Below are 20322 nucleotides of genomic sequence, written 5' to 3'. Positions count from 1 at the left end.
TCCTATTTCGACCTTGTGGGACGGTCGAAGACCTTCTTGCCCATCAGCGAGCCCACCAGATCGACCATCAGCCGCGCGGTCATGCCGCGGTCGTCGAGGAAGGGGTTCAGCTCCACCAGGTCAAGCGAGGTCACGAGGCCGGATTCGTGGAGGAGTTCCATCACCAGATGCGCCTCGCGGAAGGTGGCGCCGCCGGGGACGGTGGTGCCGACGGCGGGGGCGATGGAGGGGTCGAGGAAATCGACGTCGAGGCTGACGTGCAGCATCCCGCCCTCGCGCCGGACGAGGTCGAGGAATTCGCGCAAGGGCGCCACGAGGCCGCGTTCGTCGATCACGCGCATGTCGTTGATGAAGATGTCGCGTTCCAGCATCGCGGCCTGTTCGGCCGGATCGACCGAGCGGATGCCGAACATGCAGATCCGGTGCGCGGGGACCGGCGCGGGGAAGGGCGGGAAGGCATCGAACCCGTCGCGGCCGGCGATATAGGCCAGCGGCGTGCCGTGGAGGTTGCCGGAGGTGGTGGTGAGCGGTGTGTGGAAATCGGAATGGGCGTCGAGCCAGAGCAGGAAGAGCGGGCGGTCCTGACGCGCGGCGAAGGCGGCGGCCCCGGCCGCGGACCCGAGCGCCAGGGAATGATCGCCGCCCATGATGATCGGAAAGCCGCCCGCGCTGAGGGCATCGTCGACGCGGTCCCTCAGGATCTCGGTCCAGCCCACGGTTTCGGCCAGGGAGTGGACGGCCGGGTTGGAGCAGGTGACAGGCTTCAGTTCGGGAAGGCTGAGATCGCCCCAATCCTCGACCCCGTGGCCTTCGGCGGACACCTCGCGCGCGATACCGGCGACCCGGTAGGCGGCCGGGCCCATCAGGCAACCGGGGCGCTTCTGGCCCGAGTCGATGGGCGCGCCGATCAGGATACATCTGGGCATGGAAACCTCCGCTTTGCGCACGATGTAGCGGGGCGGCCGGGCGCGTGGCAACCGGCAAATCGGCGGATGCGGCGGGCCGGGACGGGCAAAATGGAGTCCGTGGCGCGGCGGAACGGCGCAGGCCTTTCCCCCGGGCCCGTGGGAGCCTATCATGCTGACAGCAACGGGAGAGGCTGATGGTCGTCGAACTTGGACATTTCGCGCTGATCCTGGCGCTGATGGTGGCTTTGGTGCAGGCCACTCTGCCCCTCTGGGGCGCGCAGCGCGGCGATCCGCGCCTGATGGCGCTGGCCGGACCGGCGGCGGGGTTGCAGCTGCTGCTGGTCGGGGCGTCTTTCGCGGCGCTGATGTGGGCCTTTGTGGTGTCGGACTTTTCGCTGGCGGTGGTGGTGGCGAATTCGCACACGGCAAAGCCGCTGCTGTACAAGATCTCGGGGGTGTGGGGGAACCATGAGGGCTCGCTCTTGCTGTGGGTCCTGATCCTGGCGGTCTACGGCGCGGCGGTGGCGGTTTTTGGCGGCGGGTTGCCCGACCGGCTGAGGGCGCGTGTCCTTGCGGTGCAGGGCTTGATCGGGGTGGCCTTCATGGCCTTCCTTCTGTTCACCTCGAACCCGTTCTGGCGTCTGGCGACGCCGCCGCTGAACGGGCAGGACCTGAATCCTCTGTTGCAGGACCCCGGTCTGGCCTTCCACCCGCCGTTTCTGTATCTGGGCTATGTCGGCCTTTCCATGGCGTTTTCCTTCGCGGTGGCCGCGCTGATCGAGGGCCGGGTCGATGCCGCCTGGGGGCGTTGGGTGCGGCCCTGGACGCTGGCGGCCTGGATCTTCCTGACCATCGGCATCGCTCTGGGATCCTGGTGGGCGTATTACGAGCTTGGCTGGGGCGGGTTCTGGTTCTGGGATCCGGTGGAGAATGCCAGCTTCATGCCCTGGTTGCTGGCGGCGGCCCTGCTGCATTCGTCGATCGTCGTCGAAAAGCGCGAGAGCCTGAAGGCCTGGACGATCCTTCTGGCGATCCTCGCCTTCGGGTTCAGCCTGATCGGCACCTTCCTCGTGCGGTCGGGGGTCATCACATCCGTTCACGCCTTTGCCAATGACCCGGAGCGCGGGGTGTTCATCCTGATGATCCTTGGCGTCTTCACCGGCGGGGCGCTGCTGCTGTTCGCCGCGCGGGCCGGAACGATGGAGTCTCGGGGGGTGTTCAGCCTGGTCAGCCGCGAAAGCGCGCTGGTGGCGAACAATATCCTGCTGAGCGTGTCGGCGTTTGTGGTCTTCATCGGGACAATCTGGCCGCTTGTGGGGACAATGTTGCTGGGGCGTGACTTGTCGGTGGGCGAGCCGTTCTTCAACGCGGCCTTCTCGCCCTTCATGGTGGCGCTGGCGGTGATCCTGCCCCCGGGTGCGATGCTGGCCTGGAAGCGGGGTTCGATCGAACGCAGCCTGCGCGGGCTGGTCCCGGCGCTGGTGCTGGCGCTGGCCCTGGGGGCGCTGGCCTTTGCGATGCAGACCGGGCGGTCGGCTCTGGGGCCGGTGGGTCTGGCCCTGGGGGCCTGGGTGGTGTTCGGGGCGCTGACCGACCTGTGGGCGCGCACCGGGCGCGAGGCGGTGGCGGCGCGGTTTGCGCGGCTGTCGCGGTTGCCCCGGGCGGACTGGGGCAAGGCCACGGCGCATATGGGGCTGGGGGTCACGATCTTTGCCGTGGCCGCGATGAATGCCTGGAAGATCGAGGACATCCGCGTGGTGCAGGAGGGCGAGAGTTTCCCTCTGGGCGCCTATGAGGTGCGGCTGGACCGGGTCGAGGAGGTTCAGGGGCCGAACTATGTCTCGACCATGGGCACGATGACGGTGACGCGCGGCGGTGCGCTGGTGGCGGTCCTGAACCCCGAAAAGCGGGTCTATCCGGTGGCAGGGATGCCGACCACGGAGGCGGCGATCGACTATGGCCTTGTCCGCGATCTGTATCTGGTGCTGGGCGACAGGCAGAAGAGCGGGGGCTGGGCGGTGCGGAGTTACATCGAACCTTTCGCCAACTGGCTGTGGGCAGGCGCGTTCCTGATGGCGCTTGGCGGCGGGCTCAGCCTGTCGGACCGCCGGTATCGGGTGGCGGCGGGGGCGCGGAAGGTCCCGGTCGGAGTGCCGGCGGAATGAGGCGATCTGCAAAAAGGCGGTGGGCAGATTGCCCACCCTACTTCCTGGCGCTGTTCCTGATGCTGAGCCCGGCCTGGGCGGTGCAGCCCGACGAGATGCTGGCCGACCCCGGGCTGGAGGCGCGCGCCCGCGCGATCAGCCGCGACATCCGCTGTCCGGTCTGTCAGGGCGAGACGATCGACGATTCGAACGCCCCCATCGCGCGCGACCTGCGGATCATCATCCGCGAGCGGCTGGTGGCGGGCGACAGCGACCAGGCGGTCATCGACTATGTCGTGGCGCGTTATGGCGAGGGAGTGCTGTTCAATCCGCCGGCCGAGGGGGCGAACCTGATCCTGTGGCTGGCGGGGCCGGTGCTGCTTGTGGCCGGGATCGGCGTGGCCATGGCGGCGGCGCGGCGGCGGGTGGCGCCCGAGGCGTCGCTGTCGGCCGAGGAAGAGCTGCGCTTGCGGGAAATCCTGAAGGAGTGACGCCGCGTTCGTCTTTGGCCGCGCGCCGCCCGTCGCTAGGGTGGCGCAGCGGCTTTGGAGGGCGGATGATGGCGGAACTGGTGCGGGTCGAGACGGAAGGTGGCATTCACCGGATCACGCTGAACCGGCCCGAGATGATGAACGCGCTGAACCGCGATCTGCGGCGGGATCTGACGGCGGCGCTGCTGGCCGGACACGCGGCGCGGGTGATCGTGCTGACGGGCGAGGGGCGCGGGTTCTGTTCCGGCCAGGATCTGAGCGATGCCTCGGGTCTGGATGCGGCGGGGTTCGAAGCGACCCTGAACGACGAATATGTGCCGATGATCCGGGCGATCGTGGAGGCTCCGGTCCCGGTGATCGCGGCGGTGAACGGGGCGGCGGCGGGGGCGGGGGCGAATCTGGCGCTGGCCTGCGACCTGGTGATCGCCTGCGAAAGTGCGGTGTTCATCCAAGCTTTCACGCGCATCGGGCTGATCCCGGATGCGGGCGGCACATCCTTCCTGCCGCGCCGGGTGGGCTTTCAGCGCGCGATGGGGGCGGCGCTGCTGGCCGAGCCGGTTTCCGCGCGCCAGGCCGAGGCCTGGGGGATGATCTGGGAAGCGGTGCCGGACGAGCGGTTCGCCGAGGTGGTGGGCGCGCGGGCGGCAAAGCTGGCGGCGGGGCCGACGGGGGCCTATGCGGCGCTGAAAGCGGCCCTGCGCGGGGCGTTCGACCAGAGTCTCGAGGCGCAACTGGCGGTCGAGGCGCGGTTGCAGGGGGCCTGTGGCGTGTCCCGGGACTTCCGCGAAGGCGTGGCGGCGTTTCTCGAGAAGCGCGCACCTCGCTTTGTCGGGCGCTAGGCCCGGGACGCTTCGCCAAGGCTTCCCGAAGCGGCGGGGTTCAGACCCCGCGCTTCAGACCCGCGACGCCGGTGCGGGCGATTTCGAGGAGGCCAAGGGGGCGCATCAGCTCGGCGAAGGCGTCGATCTTGTCGGGCGTGCCGGTCATTTCGAAGACAAAACTTTCCAGCGTGGAATCGACGACATTGGCGCGGAAGATCTCGGCCAGTTGCAGGGCCTCGACCCGGGCGGCGCCGGTGCCTGCCACCTTCAGGAGCGCCAGTTCGCGCTGGACGGATGGCCCCTCCATCGTCAGATCGTGGACCTCATGCACCGGGACCATGCGCGACAGTTGCGCCTCGATCTGGTCGATCACGGCAGGCGTGCCGCGGGTGACGATGGTGATGCGGCTGCGGTGGCCGGTATGGTCCACCTCGGCCACGGTCAGGCTGTCGATGTTGTAGCCGCGCCCGGAGAACAGGCCGATCACGCGGGCCAGGACGCCGGGCTCGTTCTCGACGATCACGGCGAGGGTGTGGGTTTCCTCGATCTCGGAATTGGTGGCGCGGAGGTCATAGGCGGAATGGCTGCTTGAGCCCTTCTTGATGTTCAGTGCGGACATGGGGTCCTACCTTTTTCTGGCTGTGTGCATGGGGTCTAGAAGCCGATCCAAGAGGGGCGGCCGATCCGGCGGATGAGGACGTAGATGACAAGCGGGCCGATGATCCCGGCGAGGGTGCCGGCGATCATGTGGAGCGTGATGTCCTGGGTCAGGCGGGACAGAACGGCGCGGGTTCCGGCCGAAAAGATGGTGTGGGCGAGGTAGATGCCCATGGAGCCTAGCCCAAGCCAGGCCAGAAGGCGGATGGTGGCGGACTGGCGCGCCGTCGTAAGGATGTAGACTATCGCCAACGCCAGAACGGCCAGGGCGGTGCCGAAAAGCTGGCGGTTCAGGAGGTCCTGCGGGACACGGAAGCTGAGCAGCTGGAGGCCGACGAAAAGGGCTGCGGCAAGGGCGAAGGCAATCGCGCCGTGCGGACGCCAGGCGATGCCGCCAAGGGCGAGGCCGGCCAGGAAAGATCCGGCATAGGTCAAGGCGCCGTGGGTCCAGGCGCTCCAGCCGAACGGGCTGTAGCTGGAGGCAAGCGTTGCCAGCGCCGCAAGGGCTGCCCAGGCGGTGGCAGAGAGCGGGCCGGTGACGAAGCGGATCAGGGCGAGGATCGCAAGCTGTTGCAGGAACAGCGCCCAGAGGAACCAGAAATGGTCGCGCGGGGGCAGGGGGAGGAAGGCCAGGCTGTGCCAGCCGACGACCCGGGTGTTGGCGGCATCCCCGGCAGCGAACCGGGCGATGGTGAAGATGTAGGACCAGAGGATGAGCGGCCAGAGGAGGCGGGTGACGCGGCTGATCGCGGCCTCGGCCACGGGGCGGCGGAGCGCCCAGTCCTGAAAGGTCATGCCGGAGAGCAGGAAGAAAAGCGGCATGTGGAAGTTGTAGATGAGCTGGTCGATGACCTTGAACAGTGTCAGACTGCCGATCATCCCCGCCGAATACAGCCCGCGCCAGGCATGGCCGACCACCACGAGGAGGATGCCGACGCCCTTGGCGACGTCCAGCGACAGGTCGCGGGTCTTTGGAGTGGCCTCGACAGAGAGGGTCATCGGGAGTCCGGTTCTGCTTCCTTGCGGTGTCGGTCGTCGGTCCCCGAGACGTCTTCGGGGACCGCGCGGATCACACCAGCACCGCGCCCTTGGCGCCGATCACGCCCTGGGTGTCGGCCTCGCCCAGCAGCATCTCGTTGTGCGGCTTGCCCGAGGGGATCATCGGGAAGCAGTTTTCGTGCTTTTCCACCAGGCAGTCGAAGATCACCGGGCCGTCGTAGCGGATCATCTCCATGATCGCGTCGTCGAGGTCCTTGGGATCCTTGCACTGGATGCCCTTGCAGCCGAATGCCTCGGCCAGCTTGACGAAATCGGGGAGCGATTCCGACCAGGACGACGAATAGCGTTCGCCATGGAGAAGCTCCTGCCACTGGCGCACCATGCCGAGGCGTTCGTTGTTCAGGATGAACTGCTTGACGGGGGCGCGGAACTGCATCGCGGTGCCCATTTCCTGCATGTTCATCAGCCAGGAGGCCTCTCCGGCGACGTTGATGACCAGCGCCTTGGGGTGGGCGATCTGTACGCCGATGGAGGCGGGCAGGCCATAGCCCATGGTGCCGAGGCCTCCGCTGGTCATCCAGCGGTTGGGATCCTCGAAGCCGAGGAACTGCGCGGCCCACATCTGGTGCTGGCCGACCTCGGTGCAGATGTAGCGGTCCATGCCCTTGGTCAGCGCCTCGAGCCGTTCCAGCGCGTATTGCGGTTTGATCGTGGTGGTCGAGGGCTTGTAGGACAGGCACTTCACCGCGCGCCATTCGTCGATCTGTTTCCACCATTTGGCCAGCGCGGCCTTGTCGGTGCGGCTGCCGCGCGCGCGCCACTGGCGCAGGACTTCCTCGAGCACTTTCGTCACGTCGCCGACGATCGGCACATCGACGCGGATCACCTTGTTGATCGACGAGGGGTCGATGTCGATGTGGGCCTTCTTCGAGCGGGGCGAGAAGTCCTTGACGCGGCCGGTGATCCGGTCGTCGAAGCGCGCGCCGATGTTGATCATCAGGTCGCAGCCGTGCATGGCGAGGTTGGCCTCGTAGAGCCCGTGCATGCCGAGCATCCCGACCCAGTTCCTGCCCGAGGCCGGATAGGCGCCAAGGCCCATCAGGGTGGAGGTCACGGGGAAGCCCGTCTCGTTGGCCAGTTCGCGCAGCAGCTGGCTGGCGCGGGGGCCGGAGTTGATGACACCGCCGCCGGTGTAGAAGATCGGGCGTTCGGCGGTTTCCATCATCTCGACCAGGCGGGCGATCTGGGCCGGGTCGCCCTCGGTGCGCGGCTGGTAATGGGCGACCTTGGCCTTTTCCACGGGCACATAGTCCGAAGTGGCGAATTGGACGTCCTTGGGAATGTCGATCAGCACGGGGCCGGGGCGGCCGTGGGTGGCGACGTGGAAAGCCTGGTGGATGGTTTCCGACAGTTTCGCGGTGTCCTTCACCAGCCAGTTCATCTTGGTGCAGGGGCGGGTGATGCCCACGGTGTCGGCCTCCTGGAAGCCGTCGGTGCCGATCATGAAGGTCGGAACCTGGCCGGTGAGGACCACGATCGGGATCGAATCCATCAGCGCGTCGGTGAGGCCCGTGACGGCATTGGTCGCGCCGGGGCCGGAGGTGACCAGCGCCACGCCGGGCTTGCCGGTAGAGCGGGCATAGCCTTCGGCCATATGGACCGCACCCTGTTCGTGGCGGACGAGGATATGGCGGATGTCGTTCTGGAGGAACAGTTCGTCATAGATCGGAAGCACCGCACCGCCCGGATAGCCGAAGACGACCTCGACGCCCTGGTCCTTCAGGGCCTGGATCACCATCTTCGCACCGGTCATCTGCTTCGACATTTCCGTCTCCATTCAGCCGCAACAAAAAGCCCCCGAGGTTTCCTTCGGGGGCGCATGGGAACCTTTATGGTCAACCGTCACCGGCCCATGCGCGTCCTTCCTACGATGACAAGAAGTCTGGCCATCGGCCCATCCCCTTCACGTTCGGTCGGAACAGTAGGGCGGGGTATGCCGGGCGTCAACCGGATTTGCAATACGAAAGTGTCGCGTTCAGGCGCGGATTTTGAACTTTTCTTGCGGCAGGGTCTCTCGCTGCGCAACATTCCGAACAGAAGGTATCGCCGAGTGACTCGCGCCACTCGGCGAGGGGGTCAGCCGATGAACCAGACATAGGCGCCATAGGCTGCCAGAAGGCCGGCGCCCGCGATCCGGGGCAGACCGCCTGAGGCAAAGGCCACGATGGCAAGGCCCAGCGAGGAGGCCGCGACCCACCACATGTCGATCGCGGCAAAGCGCGCCTCGGCGGGGATCGGGGCAATCAGCGCGGTCAGCCCCAGGATGCCGAAGATGTTGAACACATTCGACCCGACCACGTTGCCGACCGCGATGTCGGTGTGCCTGCGGAAGGCGGCGATGACGCTGGTGGCAAGCTCGGGCAGCGAGGTGCCGACCGCGACGATGGTCAGGCCGATGACGGCTTCGGAGATGCCGAAGTCGCGGGCGATGATGGTGGCGCTGTCCACCAGGAGGCGCGCGCCGATCACCAGCCCGACGAGTCCCGCGCCGGTCATGACCCAGGGCTTCCAGTTCGGGCCGAAGGTCTCGGTGATGCCGTCTTCCGGCAGGTGACCGCTGCCGGCGATGAAGGCCACGGTCAGGAAGGCAATCAGCCCCGCGACGAGGATCAGCCCGTCGATCCGTGTGATGTCGCCGTCAAGCAGCATGACCCAGACGATTGCGGTGGCCGCCAGCATGAAGCCGAGGTCGCGCCAGAGCCTGCGGCCGGGGATGACGAGCGGCGCGATCAGCGCCGAGATGCCGAGGATCAGGAGGACGTTCGAGATGTTCGAGCCGATCACGTTGCCGATGGCGATGCCCGGCTGACCGGCAAGGGCGGCCTGGACCGAGACGATCAGCTCGGGTGCCGAGGTGCCGAAGCCGACGATGGTCAGGCCGATCAGCAAGGGCGACAGGTGGAAGGCGCGGGCGATGGAGGAAGCACCGCGCACAAGAAACTCTCCCCCCGCCACAAGAATGACGAGGCCGACGACGAACAGAAGATAGGTCACAAGGAGCCCCCGTTTTGTTTTGGGGAAGGTTGGGTTCCGGTGGCCGAATGCAAGGGGGCAGGGCACCGTTTTCGCCTCGCACGGCGACGATTTGCCGGGGGGCAGGCGGGGGCCGTGGCGCGGCAGTAACAGGCGGCGTTCAGCGTGCTGCCGTCTGGGTGCGGATCAAGGCGGCGTGGAACGCCTCGACGGCGAGGCGGGTTTCGGCGAGGAGCCGACCATCGCCGCGGTCCCCGGCGTGGGGGTGCTGCACTGAAGGGCCGGGACTGTCCAGCTCGCGGGCGGCCGTTCGGTGCCCTGGGTCCCGGGTCTTGATCCGGTGATGGCCGATGCAGGCGAAAATCGCAGCGTTGAAGGTCGGGGCGTCGGCAAGGTTGCGGGGGCCGGAGACATGGCCGAACATGCTTTGCACCATTTCGGCACAGCGATTCACCGCCCGGACAGGCATGTTTGCCTGCTTTCCCGGCAGATGCCTGCGCTATCGCGCCCCCGGACCGGAATGATAGCGCCAACACGGCAAGGCAATCAGAGCTTGCGGGCCTCTGGTAAGGTAATCTGACCAGATTGGCGCCTGTGGTGCAGATTTGGGTTCTCATCTTGCGCAAGCTTGTCTAGGTTCTATGTCGCAGAGATGCCTGAGCCGGGGCCAACGATCCCGGACGGGCCAACAGTGGAGGAGAACTGCATGGATAGACGTTCGTTTCTGACCAAGGCCTCGATCGGTGGTGTCGCGGCCGCCGGGGCGGCTGCGCTGGCTGCGCCCGCGATTGCGCAGGAGGCACCGACCGTGACCTGGCGCGTCACCTCGTCCTTCCCGAAATCGCTGGACACGATCTACGGTGCCGCCGAGACGATGTCGAAATATGTCGCCGAGGCGACCGACAACAAGTTCCAGCTGCAGATCTTCCCGGCGGGAGAACTTGTCCCGGGTCTGGAAGCGGCGGATGCCGTGTCGGCTGGCACGGTCGAGGCCTGTCATACGGCCAGCTACTACTACTGGGGCAAGGACCCGACCTATGCGCTGGGGACGACGGTGCCCTTCGGTCTGAACTACCGGCAGATGAACGCGTGGCTGTATTACGGCGGCGGCATCGACCTTTTGAACGAGTTCTATCACACCCAGAAGCTGCATTATCTGCCTTGCGGCAACACCGGGGTGCAGATGGGCGGTTGGTACCGGAAAGAGATCAACTCGGTCGCGGATCTTCAGGGCCTGAAGATGCGGATCGGCGGCTTTGCCGGCAAGATCATCGAGAAGATCGGCGTCGTCCCGCAGCAGATCGCCGGCGGCGACATCTACCCGTCGCTGGAGAAGGGCACGATCGACGCCGCCGAATGGGTCGGCCCCTATGACGACGAGAAGCTCGGCTTCTACAAGGTCGCGCCCTACTACTACTATCCCGGCTGGTGGGAGGGCGGGCCGACGCTGTCGACCATGGTCAACCTCGACAAGTGGAACGAGCTGCCGAAGTTCTATCAGGGTGTGCTCGCCACGGCTTGCGAGGCGTCGAACTCGAACATGATGGCGAACTACGACTACAAGAACCCGGCGGCGCTGAAGTCGCTGGTGGCGAACGGGGCGCAGCTGCGGCCCTTCCCGCAGGATGTGCTGTCTGCGGCCTTCGATGCGGCGCAGTCGACCTATGCCGAGATCAGCGCCACCAACGCGGCGTTCAAGAAGATCAAGGACAGCCAGGACGCGTTCAAGAAGGACGCCTATCTCTGGGCGCAGATCGCCGAATACAACTACGACGTCTTCATGATGACGCAGCAGCAGGCGGGCAAGCTGTAAGGCTTTCCCAAGGCTGGAAACCGAAAGGCCCCGGAGCGATCCGGGGCCTTTTTCGTGTCACGGGTTTATCACCGGCGCCCCGAGTTTCGGCAACCCGCCCGGCGCGGGGGCTGTCCCCTCGGCCGGGGGTGTCCCGCCGAGGTTCGGCGCACCAAGCGTCGGTGCGCCGGGCAGGCCGGGCAGACCTCCGGGGGCGGGCAGGGAGCCTCCGGTGTTGCCCGGGGCCATCGGCGTGAAGCCCGGCACCTTGATCTCGATGGTCGAGGGGTCCACGACCGGCCCCTTGTAGTGCATCACCATCTGCGGAAAGAGGACCACGGCGAAGATCATCATCACCTGGATGAGGATGAAGGGGATCGCGCCCTGATAGATCTCGCCGGTCTTGATGCCGTCCATCTTCTTCCCGGTGATCTTGTCGATATAGGGCACCTTGGCCGCGACCGAGCGCAGGTAGAACAGCGCAAAGCCGAAAGGCGGGGTCAGGAACGAGGTTTGCAGGTTCACCCCGATGATGACGCCCAGCCAGATCAGGTCGATCCCCAGGGTCTGGGCCGGTGCGATCAGAAGCGGGATCAGCACGAAGGCGATCTCGAAGAAGTCGAGGAAGAAGCCGAGGACGAAGATGATGAGGTTGACCACGAAGAGGAAGCCGTATTGCCCCCCGGGCACGGCGGTCAGCAGATCCTCGACCCAGATGTGGCCGTTCACGCCGTAGAAGGTGAGGCTGAACATCCGCGCGCCGATCAGGACGAACAGGACGAAGGCGGAAAGGCGTGTGGTCGCGACCAGCGCCGATTGCAGGACCGGGAACCTGAAGCGGCCCTTGGCCCAGGCCAGCACCATCGCGCCGACGGCCCCCATCGCGCCGCCCTCGGTGGGCGTGGCCAGGCCGATGAAGATCGTGCCGAGGACGAGGAAGATGAGCGCGAGCGGCGGGATCAGCACCATGATGACCTGCTGGGCGAGACGCGACAGCAGGTTCAGGCCAAGGTAGCGGTCGGCCAGAGCGTAGGCGTAGACCGCGATCGTGCCGATGGTTGCGCCAAGGATGTCGGCGTTCGCGCCCCAGTCCGCATAGGCCCAGAGATGCGCGCCATAGCCGATGGTCCCCCCGGCGGCCAGGGCAACCAGAAGCGAGGTGACACCGCCGCCCAGGGTCCGCGCCTCGGGTGGCAGGGCGGGGACCTTGTGCGGCTGGAAGATCGCGATCATCGTGATGTAGCCGAGATACATCCCGGTCAGGATCAGCCCGGGGATCAGCGCGCCCTTGTACATGTCGCCCACAGACCGGCCGAGCTGGTCGGCCAGCACGATCAGAACCAGCGAAGGCGGGATGATCTGCGCCAGCGTGCCGGAGGCTGCGATGACCCCGGTCGCCGTGCGCCGGTCATAGCCGTAGCGCAGCATGATCGGCAGCGAGATCAGGCCCATCGCGATGACCGAAGCGGCGACGACGCCCGTTGTGGCGGCCAGAAGCGCCCCGACCAGGACCACGGCAAAGGCAAGGCCGCCGCGGATCGGGCCGAAGAGCTGGCCGATGGTGTCGAGGAGGTCCTCGGCCATGCCGGATCGTTCCAGGATGATGCCCATGAAGGTGAAGAACGGGATGGCGAGCAGCGTCTCGTTCGACAGGACCCCCCATAACCGTTGTGGCATGGTGCCGAGAAGCGGCCAGTCCAGCGTGATCTCGCCATTGGAATAGGGCGCCAGCCAGACGCCGATGACGAAGAAGATCAGCCCGTTCGCGGCCAGAGAGAAGGAGACCGGATAGCCGATCAGCAGGAACAGGACGAGGCTTGCGAAGATGATCGGAGCCATGTTGTGGGCGATGAGCTCGATCATTGCTTGGCCTCGGCGGCTTTGGCGGCAACTTCGGCGGCAAGCTCCTCGGCGTCCTTCAGGGCTTGTTCCTTGGGCGAGATGAAGGGGTGGGGGTCCTCCATCAGCCCGCGCATCACGGCGATCTTCTTCACGATTTCGGCCAGCGCCTGGAAGGTCAGCATGACGAAGCCCGCCAGAAGGATCGCGCGGGCGGGCCAGATCAGCAGGCCGCCGGCGTTGGTGGAGACCTGGCCGGAGTAGAAGGACTGGACGGTGTAGGGCCAGAGATACCAGGCCATCAGCGCGACGAAGGGCAGAAGAAAGAAGGTGTGGCCCAGAAGGTCGATCCAGTGCTGGGTCCGGCGCGAGCGCGTGCCGTAGAAGACGTCGATCCGGATGTGTTCGTTCATCTGCAGCGTATAGGCGGCGGCCCCCATGAAGGCGGCGCCGAAGAGATACCACTGCAATTCGAGCCAGGCGTTCGACGAGAGGTTGAACAGCTTGCGGCTGACCGCATTTCCGGCGCTGACGAGGACCGCCAGCAGGATCAGCCAGATCACGGCCTTTCCGATGAACGCATTCACGCGGTCGATCCCGCGCGAGATCGCAAGCAAAGCCTGCATCCTGTTCCCCTCCCAAGGTTTGCCGCCAATTTCTTTGGCTGGCATCGATTATCTGGTAATATTTTCTGTCCAATTAGCGCAGTTCGGGCCTGCCGGTCAACCTTTCCCTGCACCTCGGCCGCTCAGGCGGCGGAGGCCCTGTTCTTCAGGCGCTGGCCGACCTCGGCAATGGCCTGGATCACGGGCATGAATTCCAGCCCAAGCTCGGTCAGCGCATATTCGACCGACGGGGGCGAGGTTTCCATCACGCGGCGCAGAAGGATCCCGCGCTCTTCCAGTTCGCGCAGACGCTGGGTCAGGACCTTGGCCGAGACGAGCGGGATGTCGGCGCGCAGTTCCGAAAAGCGGCGGGGGCCAGAGGAGAGATACCAGATGATGTTCGGCGTCCAGGCGCCGCCGATGAAGGCCATGCAGTCCGACAAGGGACACATCGGGTGCGGCGTGCGGTTCTTGCGGCGCTTCAGCGTCATCGGCATGCCTTCGGCGTGGTTACCAGTCGGATACCGCATTCTTGCTGTTACTGCAAGTTACCCCGTTACCAAAGGTGACCGATTGCTTTAGCCAAGGCGGCATCGGAAACCAGAGGAGATGACGATGAAACTCTACATCAAGCCCGGAGCCTGTTCCATGGCCTCGCATATCATCCTGGCCGAGATCGGCGGGGACTATGCGGTGGAAATGGTGGACACGGCCAACGGCGAGACGGCCAGCGGGGCGAACTATCGCGAGATCAATCCGAAGGGGAAGGTTCCCGCGGCGGAAGACTTGGGCATCGGCGGGCTGCCGGTCGGGGATTATCGGGCCGGGGTCCGGGCCGGTGGGTGAGGCGGTGCGGCAGGCCGCCCTGATGGTCGCGGCAGGGGTGGGGATCCCGCTTCTCGCCGCGCTGGCGAAGGTGCCGATGCAACCGCCGGTCCTGTTCCTCGCCGGGTGCCTTGTCGCCTTCTAATCCTGTCGATCACCTTCGTGGCGCCGCGCCTTGGCCTGGCAAATGCGATCCTGTTCGTCCTTCTGGGTCAGCTGGTCAGCGCGGCGGTGATGGATGCGACCGGGCTGACAGGGCTGGCGTCCCGCCCCGTCACATGGGCCCGCCTCGCCGGGCTGGGGCTGATGGCGGCGGGGGTGCTTCTTGCGCAGCGCGGCTAGGACCGATCAGGTCCCAGCGGTTGCCGAAGGGATCGCGCCAGACGGCGACCGTGCCATAGGGTTCGTGGCGGGGGGCTTCCTCGAACACGACGCCTGCGGCCAGCATCGCGGCATGGTCGCGGGCGAAGTCGTCGGTGGCCAGGAACAGGAAGACGCGGCCCCCGGCCTGGTTGCCGATGGCGGCAGACTGCTTCGCGCCCTCGGCCCGGGCCAGCACCAGACGGGTTCCGCCGCCGGGCGGTTCGACCGTGACCCAGCGTTTGGGCCCCAGGTCGATGTCTTCGGTCAGGCGAAAGCCGAGTTTGCCGACATAGAAGGCGAGGGCCACGTCGTAGTCGGGCACGACAAGCGCGAGGGCGGAAATGCGGGCGGGCACTTACAGGCGCGTGTCCGGCAGGCTGATCCGGGCGACCTGTTCGGCGATCGGGTCGACCGAAAGCGGATGCAGGTCGGCGCTGTGGTCGGCTGCGTTGCCCACCGGCACCCATTGGCCGCCCTTGTAGATCTCCAGTGCCGAGAACCCGGCCTTGTAGCCCATCTTGCGGCTGCCGGGGACCCAGTAGCCGAGGTAGACGTAAGGCAGTCCCGCCTCGCGCGCGATGGCGATGTGGTCCAGGATCACATGGGTGCCAAGGCTGAGGTTGGGGAAGTCCGGGTCGTAGAAGCTGTAGACCATCGACAGCCCGTCATCGAAGACGTCCGTCAGACAGACGGCAACCAGCGGGCGACCCCGTTCCCCCTCGCGCGGGGGGCGGGTGTATTCGATCACGCGGGACTTGATCGGGGTTTCCTCGATCATCGCGGCGAATTCGAAGATGTCCATGTCGGCCATGCCGCCGTCGGCGTGGCGATGATCGAGATAGCGGCGGAACAGCGCGAACTGGTCTTCGGTCGCCCAGGGGCTGGTCGCGTTGCGGCGCAGGTGACTGACCCGCTTGAGGATCCGCTTCTGCGTCCGCGAGGGCTGGAAATCCGCGACGCGGATCCGCGCCGACAGGCAGGCCGAGCATTCCGCGCAGGAGGGACGGTAGAGCACGTTCTGGCTGCGGCGGAACCCTTGCTTGGACAGGGTGTCGTTCAGCTTTTGCGCGTGTTCGCCCTGAAGCGCGGTGAACAGCTTGCGCTCCATCCGCCCCGGCAGGTAGGGGCAGGGCTGGGGCGCCGTCACATAGAACTGGGGCGTCAGGGGAAGCGAGTGGCGCATTGCAGGGTCGGCCGGAGTGAAACAGAGGGGATGCTAACAAGCCCGGAGCGATCCGCCAAGGGGTCAGTGCGGCCCTGACAAGGACCCCACCCTGCCTGCGACGGGGTGGGGCCGAATTGCATCAGGCGGTGTTGCCGCCGCTCCGGTCAGTATTCGCCGGGACGGGCGCCGGTTTCAGGCTTGGGCGCGGTGTCGGTCACATTCTCGGCCATGCCGGCGCGCGCCCGGTCTTCCATGAAGGCGTCGAACTCGGTCTTGTCCTTCGAGGCGCGCAGGCGCTGGAGGAAGGCCTCGAACGCCTCCTGTTCCTCTTCCAGGCGACGCAGCGTTTCGGCCTTGTAGCTGTCGAAGGCGCGATTGCCGGTGGGCTGGGCGGCCCGCATCGCGTGACGGCCCCAGTGGTGGTCATGGCCCTGGCCATGGGCGCGGCGGTGGCCGCAGGAACGTGAGAACATCTGCTTTCCCCAGATCATGTAGGCCAGAAGGGCAAGTCCCACGGGCCAGAAGAAGACAAAGCCCAGGATCATCGCGGCGATCCAGGCCCATTTGCCCTTGGCATCAAGCCAGTCTTCGCCGCGGTGAAGGGCGCTGCGAAACCCGCCAGGCCGGGCGGTGTCGGTGGTGGTCATCATCGGCGGGTCTCCATCGTTATGTGAATGTCTTTCACATGAGGCTAGATGGTCCTGCGCTGGCCAATGTGCAAGGGGTATGTGAAGATAATTCACATCATCGGTCGGCGACCGCCTGAGTCACGCGCCTCGGGCCAGGCCACCCGCCGCCGATCCCGGTGTTCTGACAGCGCCTTCGGGTGGGGCGAATGGGATTGACCGCATCCGCGCCGCACCGCAAGCTTGCCTCATGACGCTTGCCTCTCGTATCCGCCGCCTGCCCATTGCCTTTGACCAAGCGTCCGCCGCCGACCTGCGGTCCCTGTTGGACGGCTTCGAGCCGGGGGTTCTGGACCTTCTGGCAGCCACGGCGGGGTGCAGCCCCTATCTGCGCGATCTGATCCTGCGCGAGCAGGACTGGCTGCGCTCGGCGGTGGATGATCCCGAGGCGGCGCTTGCGGCGATCCGGGCCGGGCTGGATGCGGTCGGGATCGAGGCCTTGCCCTTGGCGCTGCGCGAGGCGAAGCGGCGCGTCGCGCTGGTGGTGGCGCTGTGCGATCTGGCCGGGGCATGGTCGCTGGAACAGGTGACCGGCGCGCTGACGCAACTGGCGGACCGCGCGGTGCATCTGTCGCTGACGCTGCTGGTGGCCGAGGAGATCCGCCGGGGCAAGCTGCCCGGCGCCACCCCGGAGGATGCCGCGACGGCGGGGGGCATGGTGGCGCTGGCGATGGGGAAGATGGGTGCGGGAGAGCTGAACTATTCTTCGGACATCGACCTGATCTGCCTTTTCGATGAAACCCGCTACCCGGGCGAGGAGCAGGAGGCACGGGCGAGTTTCATCAAGGTCACGCGCCGGATGACGGCGATCCTGTCGGATGCGACCGATGGCTATGTGTTCCGGTCAGACCTGCGGCTGCGTCCCGATGCCGGCGTGACGCCCGTGTGCCTGTCGATGGGCGCGGCCGAAGCCTATTACGAGGCCGAGGGCCGCACCTGGGAACGCGCGGCCTATATCAAGGCGCGGCCCTGCGGCGGCGATCTGGCGGCGGGCGAGCGGTTTCTCAAGACGCTGACCCCCTTTGTCTGGCGCAAGCATCTGGATTTCGTGGCGATCCAGGATGCCCATGACATGCGGCTGCGCATCCGCGACCATCGCGGGCTGCATGGGCCGATCACGGTGGAAGGCCACAACATGAAACTTGGGGCAGGGGGAATCCGCGAGATCGAATTCTTCACCCAGACCCGGCAGCTGATCGCGGGAGGGCGCGACCCGTCGTTGCGGGACCGGACGACAGTCGGGGGGCTTGCGGCGCTGGCGGCGAAGGGCTGGATCCCGCCCGAGGTGGCGGCGGAACTGACCGACCTCTACCGCGCCCACCGCGAGGTCGAGCATCGGTTGCAGATGGTGAATGACGCGCAGACCCACACGATGCCCGCGACGGCTGAAGGTGTCGCGCGGATCGCGGCCTTCTGCGGCCAGACCGAGGCCGACTTCCGACGGGATCTTCTGGACCGGCTGAACCGGACCGAGCGGCTGACCGAAGGCTTCTTTTCACCCGCCGAAACGGAGGCGGGGCCGGAATTGTCCGAAGCCGCCCGCGAGATCACGCGCGGCTGGGAAGGCTATCCGGCGCTGCGCTCTGACCGGGCGCGGGCGATCTTCCGCAGGCTGCGCCCTCGGCTTCTGCGCGAACTGGCGCGGGCGGCCAATCCCGACGAGGCGCTGGTGGCGCTGGACGGGTTTCTGGCCGGTCTGCCGGCCGGTGTGCAGATCTTTGCGCTGTTCGAGGCGAACCCTGCATTGATCGAGCTGATCGTGGACATCGCAGGTTCGGCCCCTGGCCTGGCGCGCTATCTGTCGCGCAACGCAAGCGTTCTGGATGGAGTGATCGGCGGCAGTTTCTGGGGCGACTGGCCCGGATTGGCGGGGTTGCGCCCCGATCTTGCGGCCCGGCTGGCGCTGGCGCCGGACTATGAGGCGCGGCTCGACATGGCGCGGCGCTGGATGAAGGAATGGCATTTCCGGATCGGCGTGCATCATCTGCGCGGGCTGATCGACGGGTTCGAGGCCGGCAAGCAATATGCCGATCTGGCCGAGGCGGTGGTGGGCGTGATCTGGGACGAGGTCACCGCCGATTTCGCGCGCAAGCACGGGGCCATGCCGGGGCGCGGGGCGGTGGTGCTGGGCATGGGCTCGATCGGTGCGGCACGGCTGAACGCGGGGTCGGACCTGGACCTGATCGTGATCTATGATGCGGCGGGGGTGGAGACGTCGGACGGCGCCCGGCCGCTGGCGACCCGACCCTATTACGCCCGACTGACCCAGGCGCTGGTCACTGCCCTGACGGCGCAGATGCCGGAGGGGCGGCTTTACGAGGTCGACATGCGGCTGCGCCCCTCGGGGCGGGCGGGGCCGGTGGCGACAAGTCTGCAAAGTTTCATCACCTATCAGGAGACCGAGGCCTGGACCTGGGAGCATCTGGCGCTGACCCGCGCGCGGGTGCTGGCGGGAGAGCCGACCCTGGCCGGAGAGGTGGAGGCGTTCCGTCGCGCGCTTCTGGTCGCGAAGGGCAAGGGTGCAACGGTCCGCCGCGATGTGGCGGAGATGCGCGCAAGGCTACAGGCGGCGAAACCGGCGCAAGCGGTCTGGGAGGCGAAGAACGGGCCGGGGCGGATGATGGACATCGAGCTTGCCGCCCAGACCTGCGCGCTGATCGCGGGCAGCCCGGCGCGCAGCGTCGAGCGTCAGCTGGCGGCGGCGAAGGGCTCTGTCATGCCGGATTCGGACGTGCAGGCGCTGACATCCGCCTACAGGCTGTTCTGGCGCCTGCATGCGGCTTCACGGCTGCTGAGCGAGCGGCCGCTTGAGTTCGACAGCCTTGGCGAGGGCGGGCGGAGTTTCATCCTGCGCGAAACCGGGGCCGAGGGAGAGGCAGAGCTGGCCGGGATGCTGGAACGGGCGGTCGAGACGACCCGGGCCGCGGTGGACCGGCTGGTCGGGGGCAGGGACGGGGAAGAGGACGGAGAGGCAGGCGATGGATCTGGCTGAGGCCGACCCGAAGGGGCTGGTGCGGGAAAGTTACCGGATCGACGGCATCACCGCGGGGGAATGCCGGTCGATCTTCATGGACTGGGCGCTGTCGATTCCGGTGGGACAGTCGGTGCCCGAGTCCGTCCGTGTGCTGATCGGCACCTACGCGGATGCAGCCCCCGATCATCCGATGTCCGCCGTGCTGCGCCAGGCGCTGGCCGAGCCGGGTGCACCGCGCCGCCGGGGCGGGCGGATCGGTCGGCAGGGCGCTAGCGACTGAGGGCTGCGGCCTCGCGGGCAAGGCGCGTCACTTCCGCCCAATCGCCCCGGGCCATCGCCTCCTTGGGGGCGACCCAGCTGCCGCCGACGCAGAGGATGTTCTTCAGCGCCAGGTAGTCCGGCGCGATCTTGAGGCTGATGCCGCCGGTCGGGCAGAACCGGACCTGCGGAATGGGCGAGCCGATCGACCTGAGGTAGGCAGCCCCGCCTGCCTGTTCGGCCGGAAAGAACTTCTGGACGGTGTAGCCCTTTTCCAGAAGCAGCATGATCTCGGTCGCGGTGGCCGCGCCAGGGAGAAGGGGCAGGCCCTCATCCTCACATGCGGCGATGATGCGGTCGGTGGCCCCGGGCGAGACGCCGAACATCGCGCCCGCAGCCTTGGCGGCCTTCACATCGGCGGGGGTCATGAGCGTGCCCGCGCCGACGACGCCGCCCGGAACTTCGGCCATCGCGCGGATCGCGTCCAGCGCGACCGGCGTGCGCAGGGTCACTTCCAGCCCGGGCAAGCCGCCCGTGACCAGCGCCTCGGCCAGCGGTCGGGCATGGGCGAGATCGTCAATCACGAGGACCGGCACCACCGGCGCTAGGCGGCAGATCTCGGCGGCTTTTTGCGATTGCAGGGCGGGGGTCATCTTGGGTTCCTTCAGGTCCCGGCGTCGGGAAGGTGGAGAGTGCGGGTGCCTCCGGCGGGAGTATTTGAAAAAAGAGCAAGCGGCAAAGAGGATTCGCGGGCTTGAGACG

General features: G+C 66.9%; 22 protein-coding genes. 9 read left to right on the top strand and 13 right to left on the bottom strand.

What is annotated here, in order from left to right:
* Nucleotides 1–2: 2 nt before the first annotated feature.
* Nucleotides 3–926 (bottom strand): arginase, encoded by a 924-nt coding sequence (gene rocF, locus D5084_RS17330; RefSeq protein WP_128516761.1) that lies wholly within the window; start codon nt 924–926, stop codon nt 3–5.
* Between the two features lie 176 nt (nt 927–1102).
* Between rocF and D5084_RS17325 the strand changes: the two genes are divergently transcribed.
* The 3 genes from D5084_RS17325 to D5084_RS17315 all read left to right on the top strand — a co-directional run bounded on the left by D5084_RS17325 (nt 1103) and on the right by D5084_RS17315 (nt 4382).
* Complete coding sequence (locus tag D5084_RS17325) at nt 1103–3073, top strand: heme lyase CcmF/NrfE family subunit (RefSeq protein ID WP_128516760.1); 1971 nt, start codon at nt 1103–1105, stop codon at nt 3071–3073.
* Nucleotides 3070–3543, top strand: coding sequence for a cytochrome c-type biogenesis protein (locus D5084_RS17320; RefSeq protein WP_128516759.1), 474 nt, complete (start codon nt 3070–3072; stop codon nt 3541–3543). Before D5084_RS17325 ends, D5084_RS17320 begins: the two co-directional genes overlap by 4 nt.
* A 65-nt stretch (nt 3544–3608) precedes the next feature.
* Nucleotides 3609–4382 carry an enoyl-CoA hydratase-related protein gene (locus D5084_RS17315; RefSeq protein ID WP_128516758.1) on the top strand — a complete coding sequence of 258 codons (774 nt, stop codon included), beginning with the start codon at nt 3609–3611 and terminating at the stop codon, nt 4380–4382.
* A 40-nt stretch (nt 4383–4422) separates the two neighbouring features.
* On the opposite strand, the gene ilvN is transcribed toward D5084_RS17315, so the two are convergent.
* From ilvN to D5084_RS17290, 5 genes are all read right to left on the bottom strand, one after another.
* The gene (gene ilvN / locus D5084_RS17310; RefSeq protein WP_128516757.1) at nt 4423–4983 is read right to left on the bottom strand and encodes an acetolactate synthase small subunit; all 561 of its coding nucleotides are present in this window, start codon (nt 4981–4983) and stop codon (nt 4423–4425) included.
* A 35-nt stretch (nt 4984–5018) separates the two neighbouring features.
* The gene (locus D5084_RS17305; protein ID WP_128516756.1) at nt 5019–6020 is read right to left on the bottom strand and encodes an acyltransferase family protein; all 1002 of its coding nucleotides are present in this window, start codon (nt 6018–6020) and stop codon (nt 5019–5021) included.
* A 70-nt stretch (nt 6021–6090) separates the two neighbouring features.
* A complete protein-coding gene (locus tag D5084_RS17300) occupies nt 6091–7845 on the bottom strand; it encodes an acetolactate synthase 3 large subunit (protein ID WP_128516755.1) in 1755 nt (584 codons plus the stop codon).
* A 311-nt stretch (nt 7846–8156) separates the two neighbouring features.
* Entirely contained in the window at nt 8157–9074 is a 918-nt protein-coding gene (locus tag D5084_RS17295) for a calcium/sodium antiporter (protein ID WP_128516754.1), read from the bottom strand.
* A gap of 139 nt (nt 9075–9213) precedes the next feature.
* The gene (locus D5084_RS17290; protein ID WP_155523145.1) at nt 9214–9507 is read right to left on the bottom strand and encodes a hypothetical protein; all 294 of its coding nucleotides are present in this window, start codon (nt 9505–9507) and stop codon (nt 9214–9216) included.
* A gap of 252 nt (nt 9508–9759) precedes the next feature.
* On the opposite strand from D5084_RS17290, the gene D5084_RS17285 reads away from it, so the two are divergent.
* Nucleotides 9760–10866: a TRAP transporter substrate-binding protein gene (locus D5084_RS17285; protein ID WP_128516752.1), complete on the top strand. Its 1107-nt coding sequence runs from the start codon at nt 9760–9762 to the stop codon at nt 10864–10866.
* Between the two features lie 57 nt (nt 10867–10923).
* Here the strand turns inward: D5084_RS17285 and D5084_RS17280 are convergent, their stop codons facing one another.
* The 3 genes from D5084_RS17280 to D5084_RS17270 form a co-directional block, all read right to left on the bottom strand.
* A complete protein-coding gene (locus D5084_RS17280) occupies nt 10924–12708 on the bottom strand; it encodes a TRAP transporter large permease (protein ID WP_128516751.1) in 1785 nt (594 codons plus the stop codon).
* Nucleotides 12705–13310, bottom strand: coding sequence for a TRAP transporter small permease subunit (locus tag D5084_RS17275; RefSeq protein WP_128516750.1), 606 nt, complete (start codon nt 13308–13310; stop codon nt 12705–12707). The genes D5084_RS17280 and D5084_RS17275 overlap by 4 nt, the downstream gene beginning before the upstream one ends.
* Before the next feature lie 122 nt (nt 13311–13432).
* A complete protein-coding gene (locus tag D5084_RS17270; protein WP_238382696.1) occupies nt 13433–13819 on the bottom strand; it encodes a winged helix-turn-helix transcriptional regulator in 387 nt (128 codons plus the stop codon).
* 85 nt (nt 13820–13904) lie between these two features.
* Here D5084_RS17270 and D5084_RS17265 point away from each other — a divergent pair, with 85 nt between their 5' ends.
* The 3 genes from D5084_RS17265 to D5084_RS17260 are packed head-to-tail and all read left to right on the top strand — an operon-like array spanning nt 13905 to nt 14456.
* Nucleotides 13905–14135, top strand: a complete 231-nt coding sequence (locus D5084_RS17265) for a glutathione S-transferase family protein (protein WP_128516749.1) — start codon at nt 13905–13907, stop codon at nt 14133–14135.
* Entirely contained in the window at nt 14128–14259 is a 132-nt protein-coding gene (locus tag D5084_RS18910) for a hypothetical protein (RefSeq protein WP_274378905.1), read from the top strand. Before D5084_RS17265 ends, D5084_RS18910 begins: the two co-directional genes overlap by 8 nt.
* A complete protein-coding gene (locus D5084_RS17260) occupies nt 14241–14456 on the top strand; it encodes a DMT family transporter (RefSeq protein ID WP_238382695.1) in 216 nt (71 codons plus the stop codon). The genes D5084_RS18910 and D5084_RS17260 overlap by 19 nt, the downstream gene beginning before the upstream one ends.
* On the opposite strand, the gene D5084_RS17255 is transcribed toward D5084_RS17260, so the two are convergent.
* The 3 genes from D5084_RS17255 to D5084_RS17245 form a co-directional block, all read right to left on the bottom strand.
* The gene (locus D5084_RS17255) at nt 14389–14832 is read right to left on the bottom strand and encodes a VOC family protein (RefSeq protein ID WP_128516748.1); all 444 of its coding nucleotides are present in this window, start codon (nt 14830–14832) and stop codon (nt 14389–14391) included. The genes D5084_RS17260 and D5084_RS17255 overlap by 68 nt on opposite strands.
* Entirely contained in the window at nt 14833–15660 is an 828-nt protein-coding gene (locus tag D5084_RS17250) for an arginyltransferase (protein WP_128516747.1), read from the bottom strand.
* A 146-nt stretch (nt 15661–15806) separates the two neighbouring features.
* A complete protein-coding gene (locus D5084_RS17245) occupies nt 15807–16292 on the bottom strand; it encodes a DUF2852 domain-containing protein (protein WP_435532684.1) in 486 nt (161 codons plus the stop codon).
* Between the two features lie 226 nt (nt 16293–16518).
* Here D5084_RS17245 and D5084_RS17240 point away from each other — a divergent pair, with 226 nt between their 5' ends.
* Both D5084_RS17240 and D5084_RS17235 read left to right on the top strand, forming a co-directional pair.
* Nucleotides 16519–19320 carry a [protein-PII] uridylyltransferase family protein gene (locus tag D5084_RS17240; RefSeq protein ID WP_128516746.1) on the top strand — a complete coding sequence of 934 codons (2802 nt, stop codon included), beginning with the start codon at nt 16519–16521 and terminating at the stop codon, nt 19318–19320.
* A complete protein-coding gene (locus D5084_RS17235; protein WP_128516745.1) occupies nt 19307–19582 on the top strand; it encodes a hypothetical protein in 276 nt (91 codons plus the stop codon). The genes D5084_RS17240 and D5084_RS17235 overlap by 14 nt, the downstream gene beginning before the upstream one ends.
* Here the strand turns inward: D5084_RS17235 and eda are convergent.
* Complete coding sequence (gene eda, locus D5084_RS17230) at nt 19572–20213, bottom strand: bifunctional 4-hydroxy-2-oxoglutarate aldolase/2-dehydro-3-deoxy-phosphogluconate aldolase (RefSeq protein WP_128516744.1); 642 nt, start codon at nt 20211–20213, stop codon at nt 19572–19574. The two genes, D5084_RS17235 and eda, sit on opposite strands and share 11 nt — an antisense overlap.
* Nucleotides 20214–20322: the final 109 nt, after the last annotated feature.

Source organism: Tabrizicola thermarum (genome assembly GCF_003574395.1).
GTDB lineage: Bacteria > Pseudomonadota > Alphaproteobacteria > Rhodobacterales > Rhodobacteraceae > Tabrizicola > Tabrizicola thermarum.
Note: the sequence above shows the minus strand (reverse complement) of the source record. Positions and strands in the feature narration are given on the sequence as shown.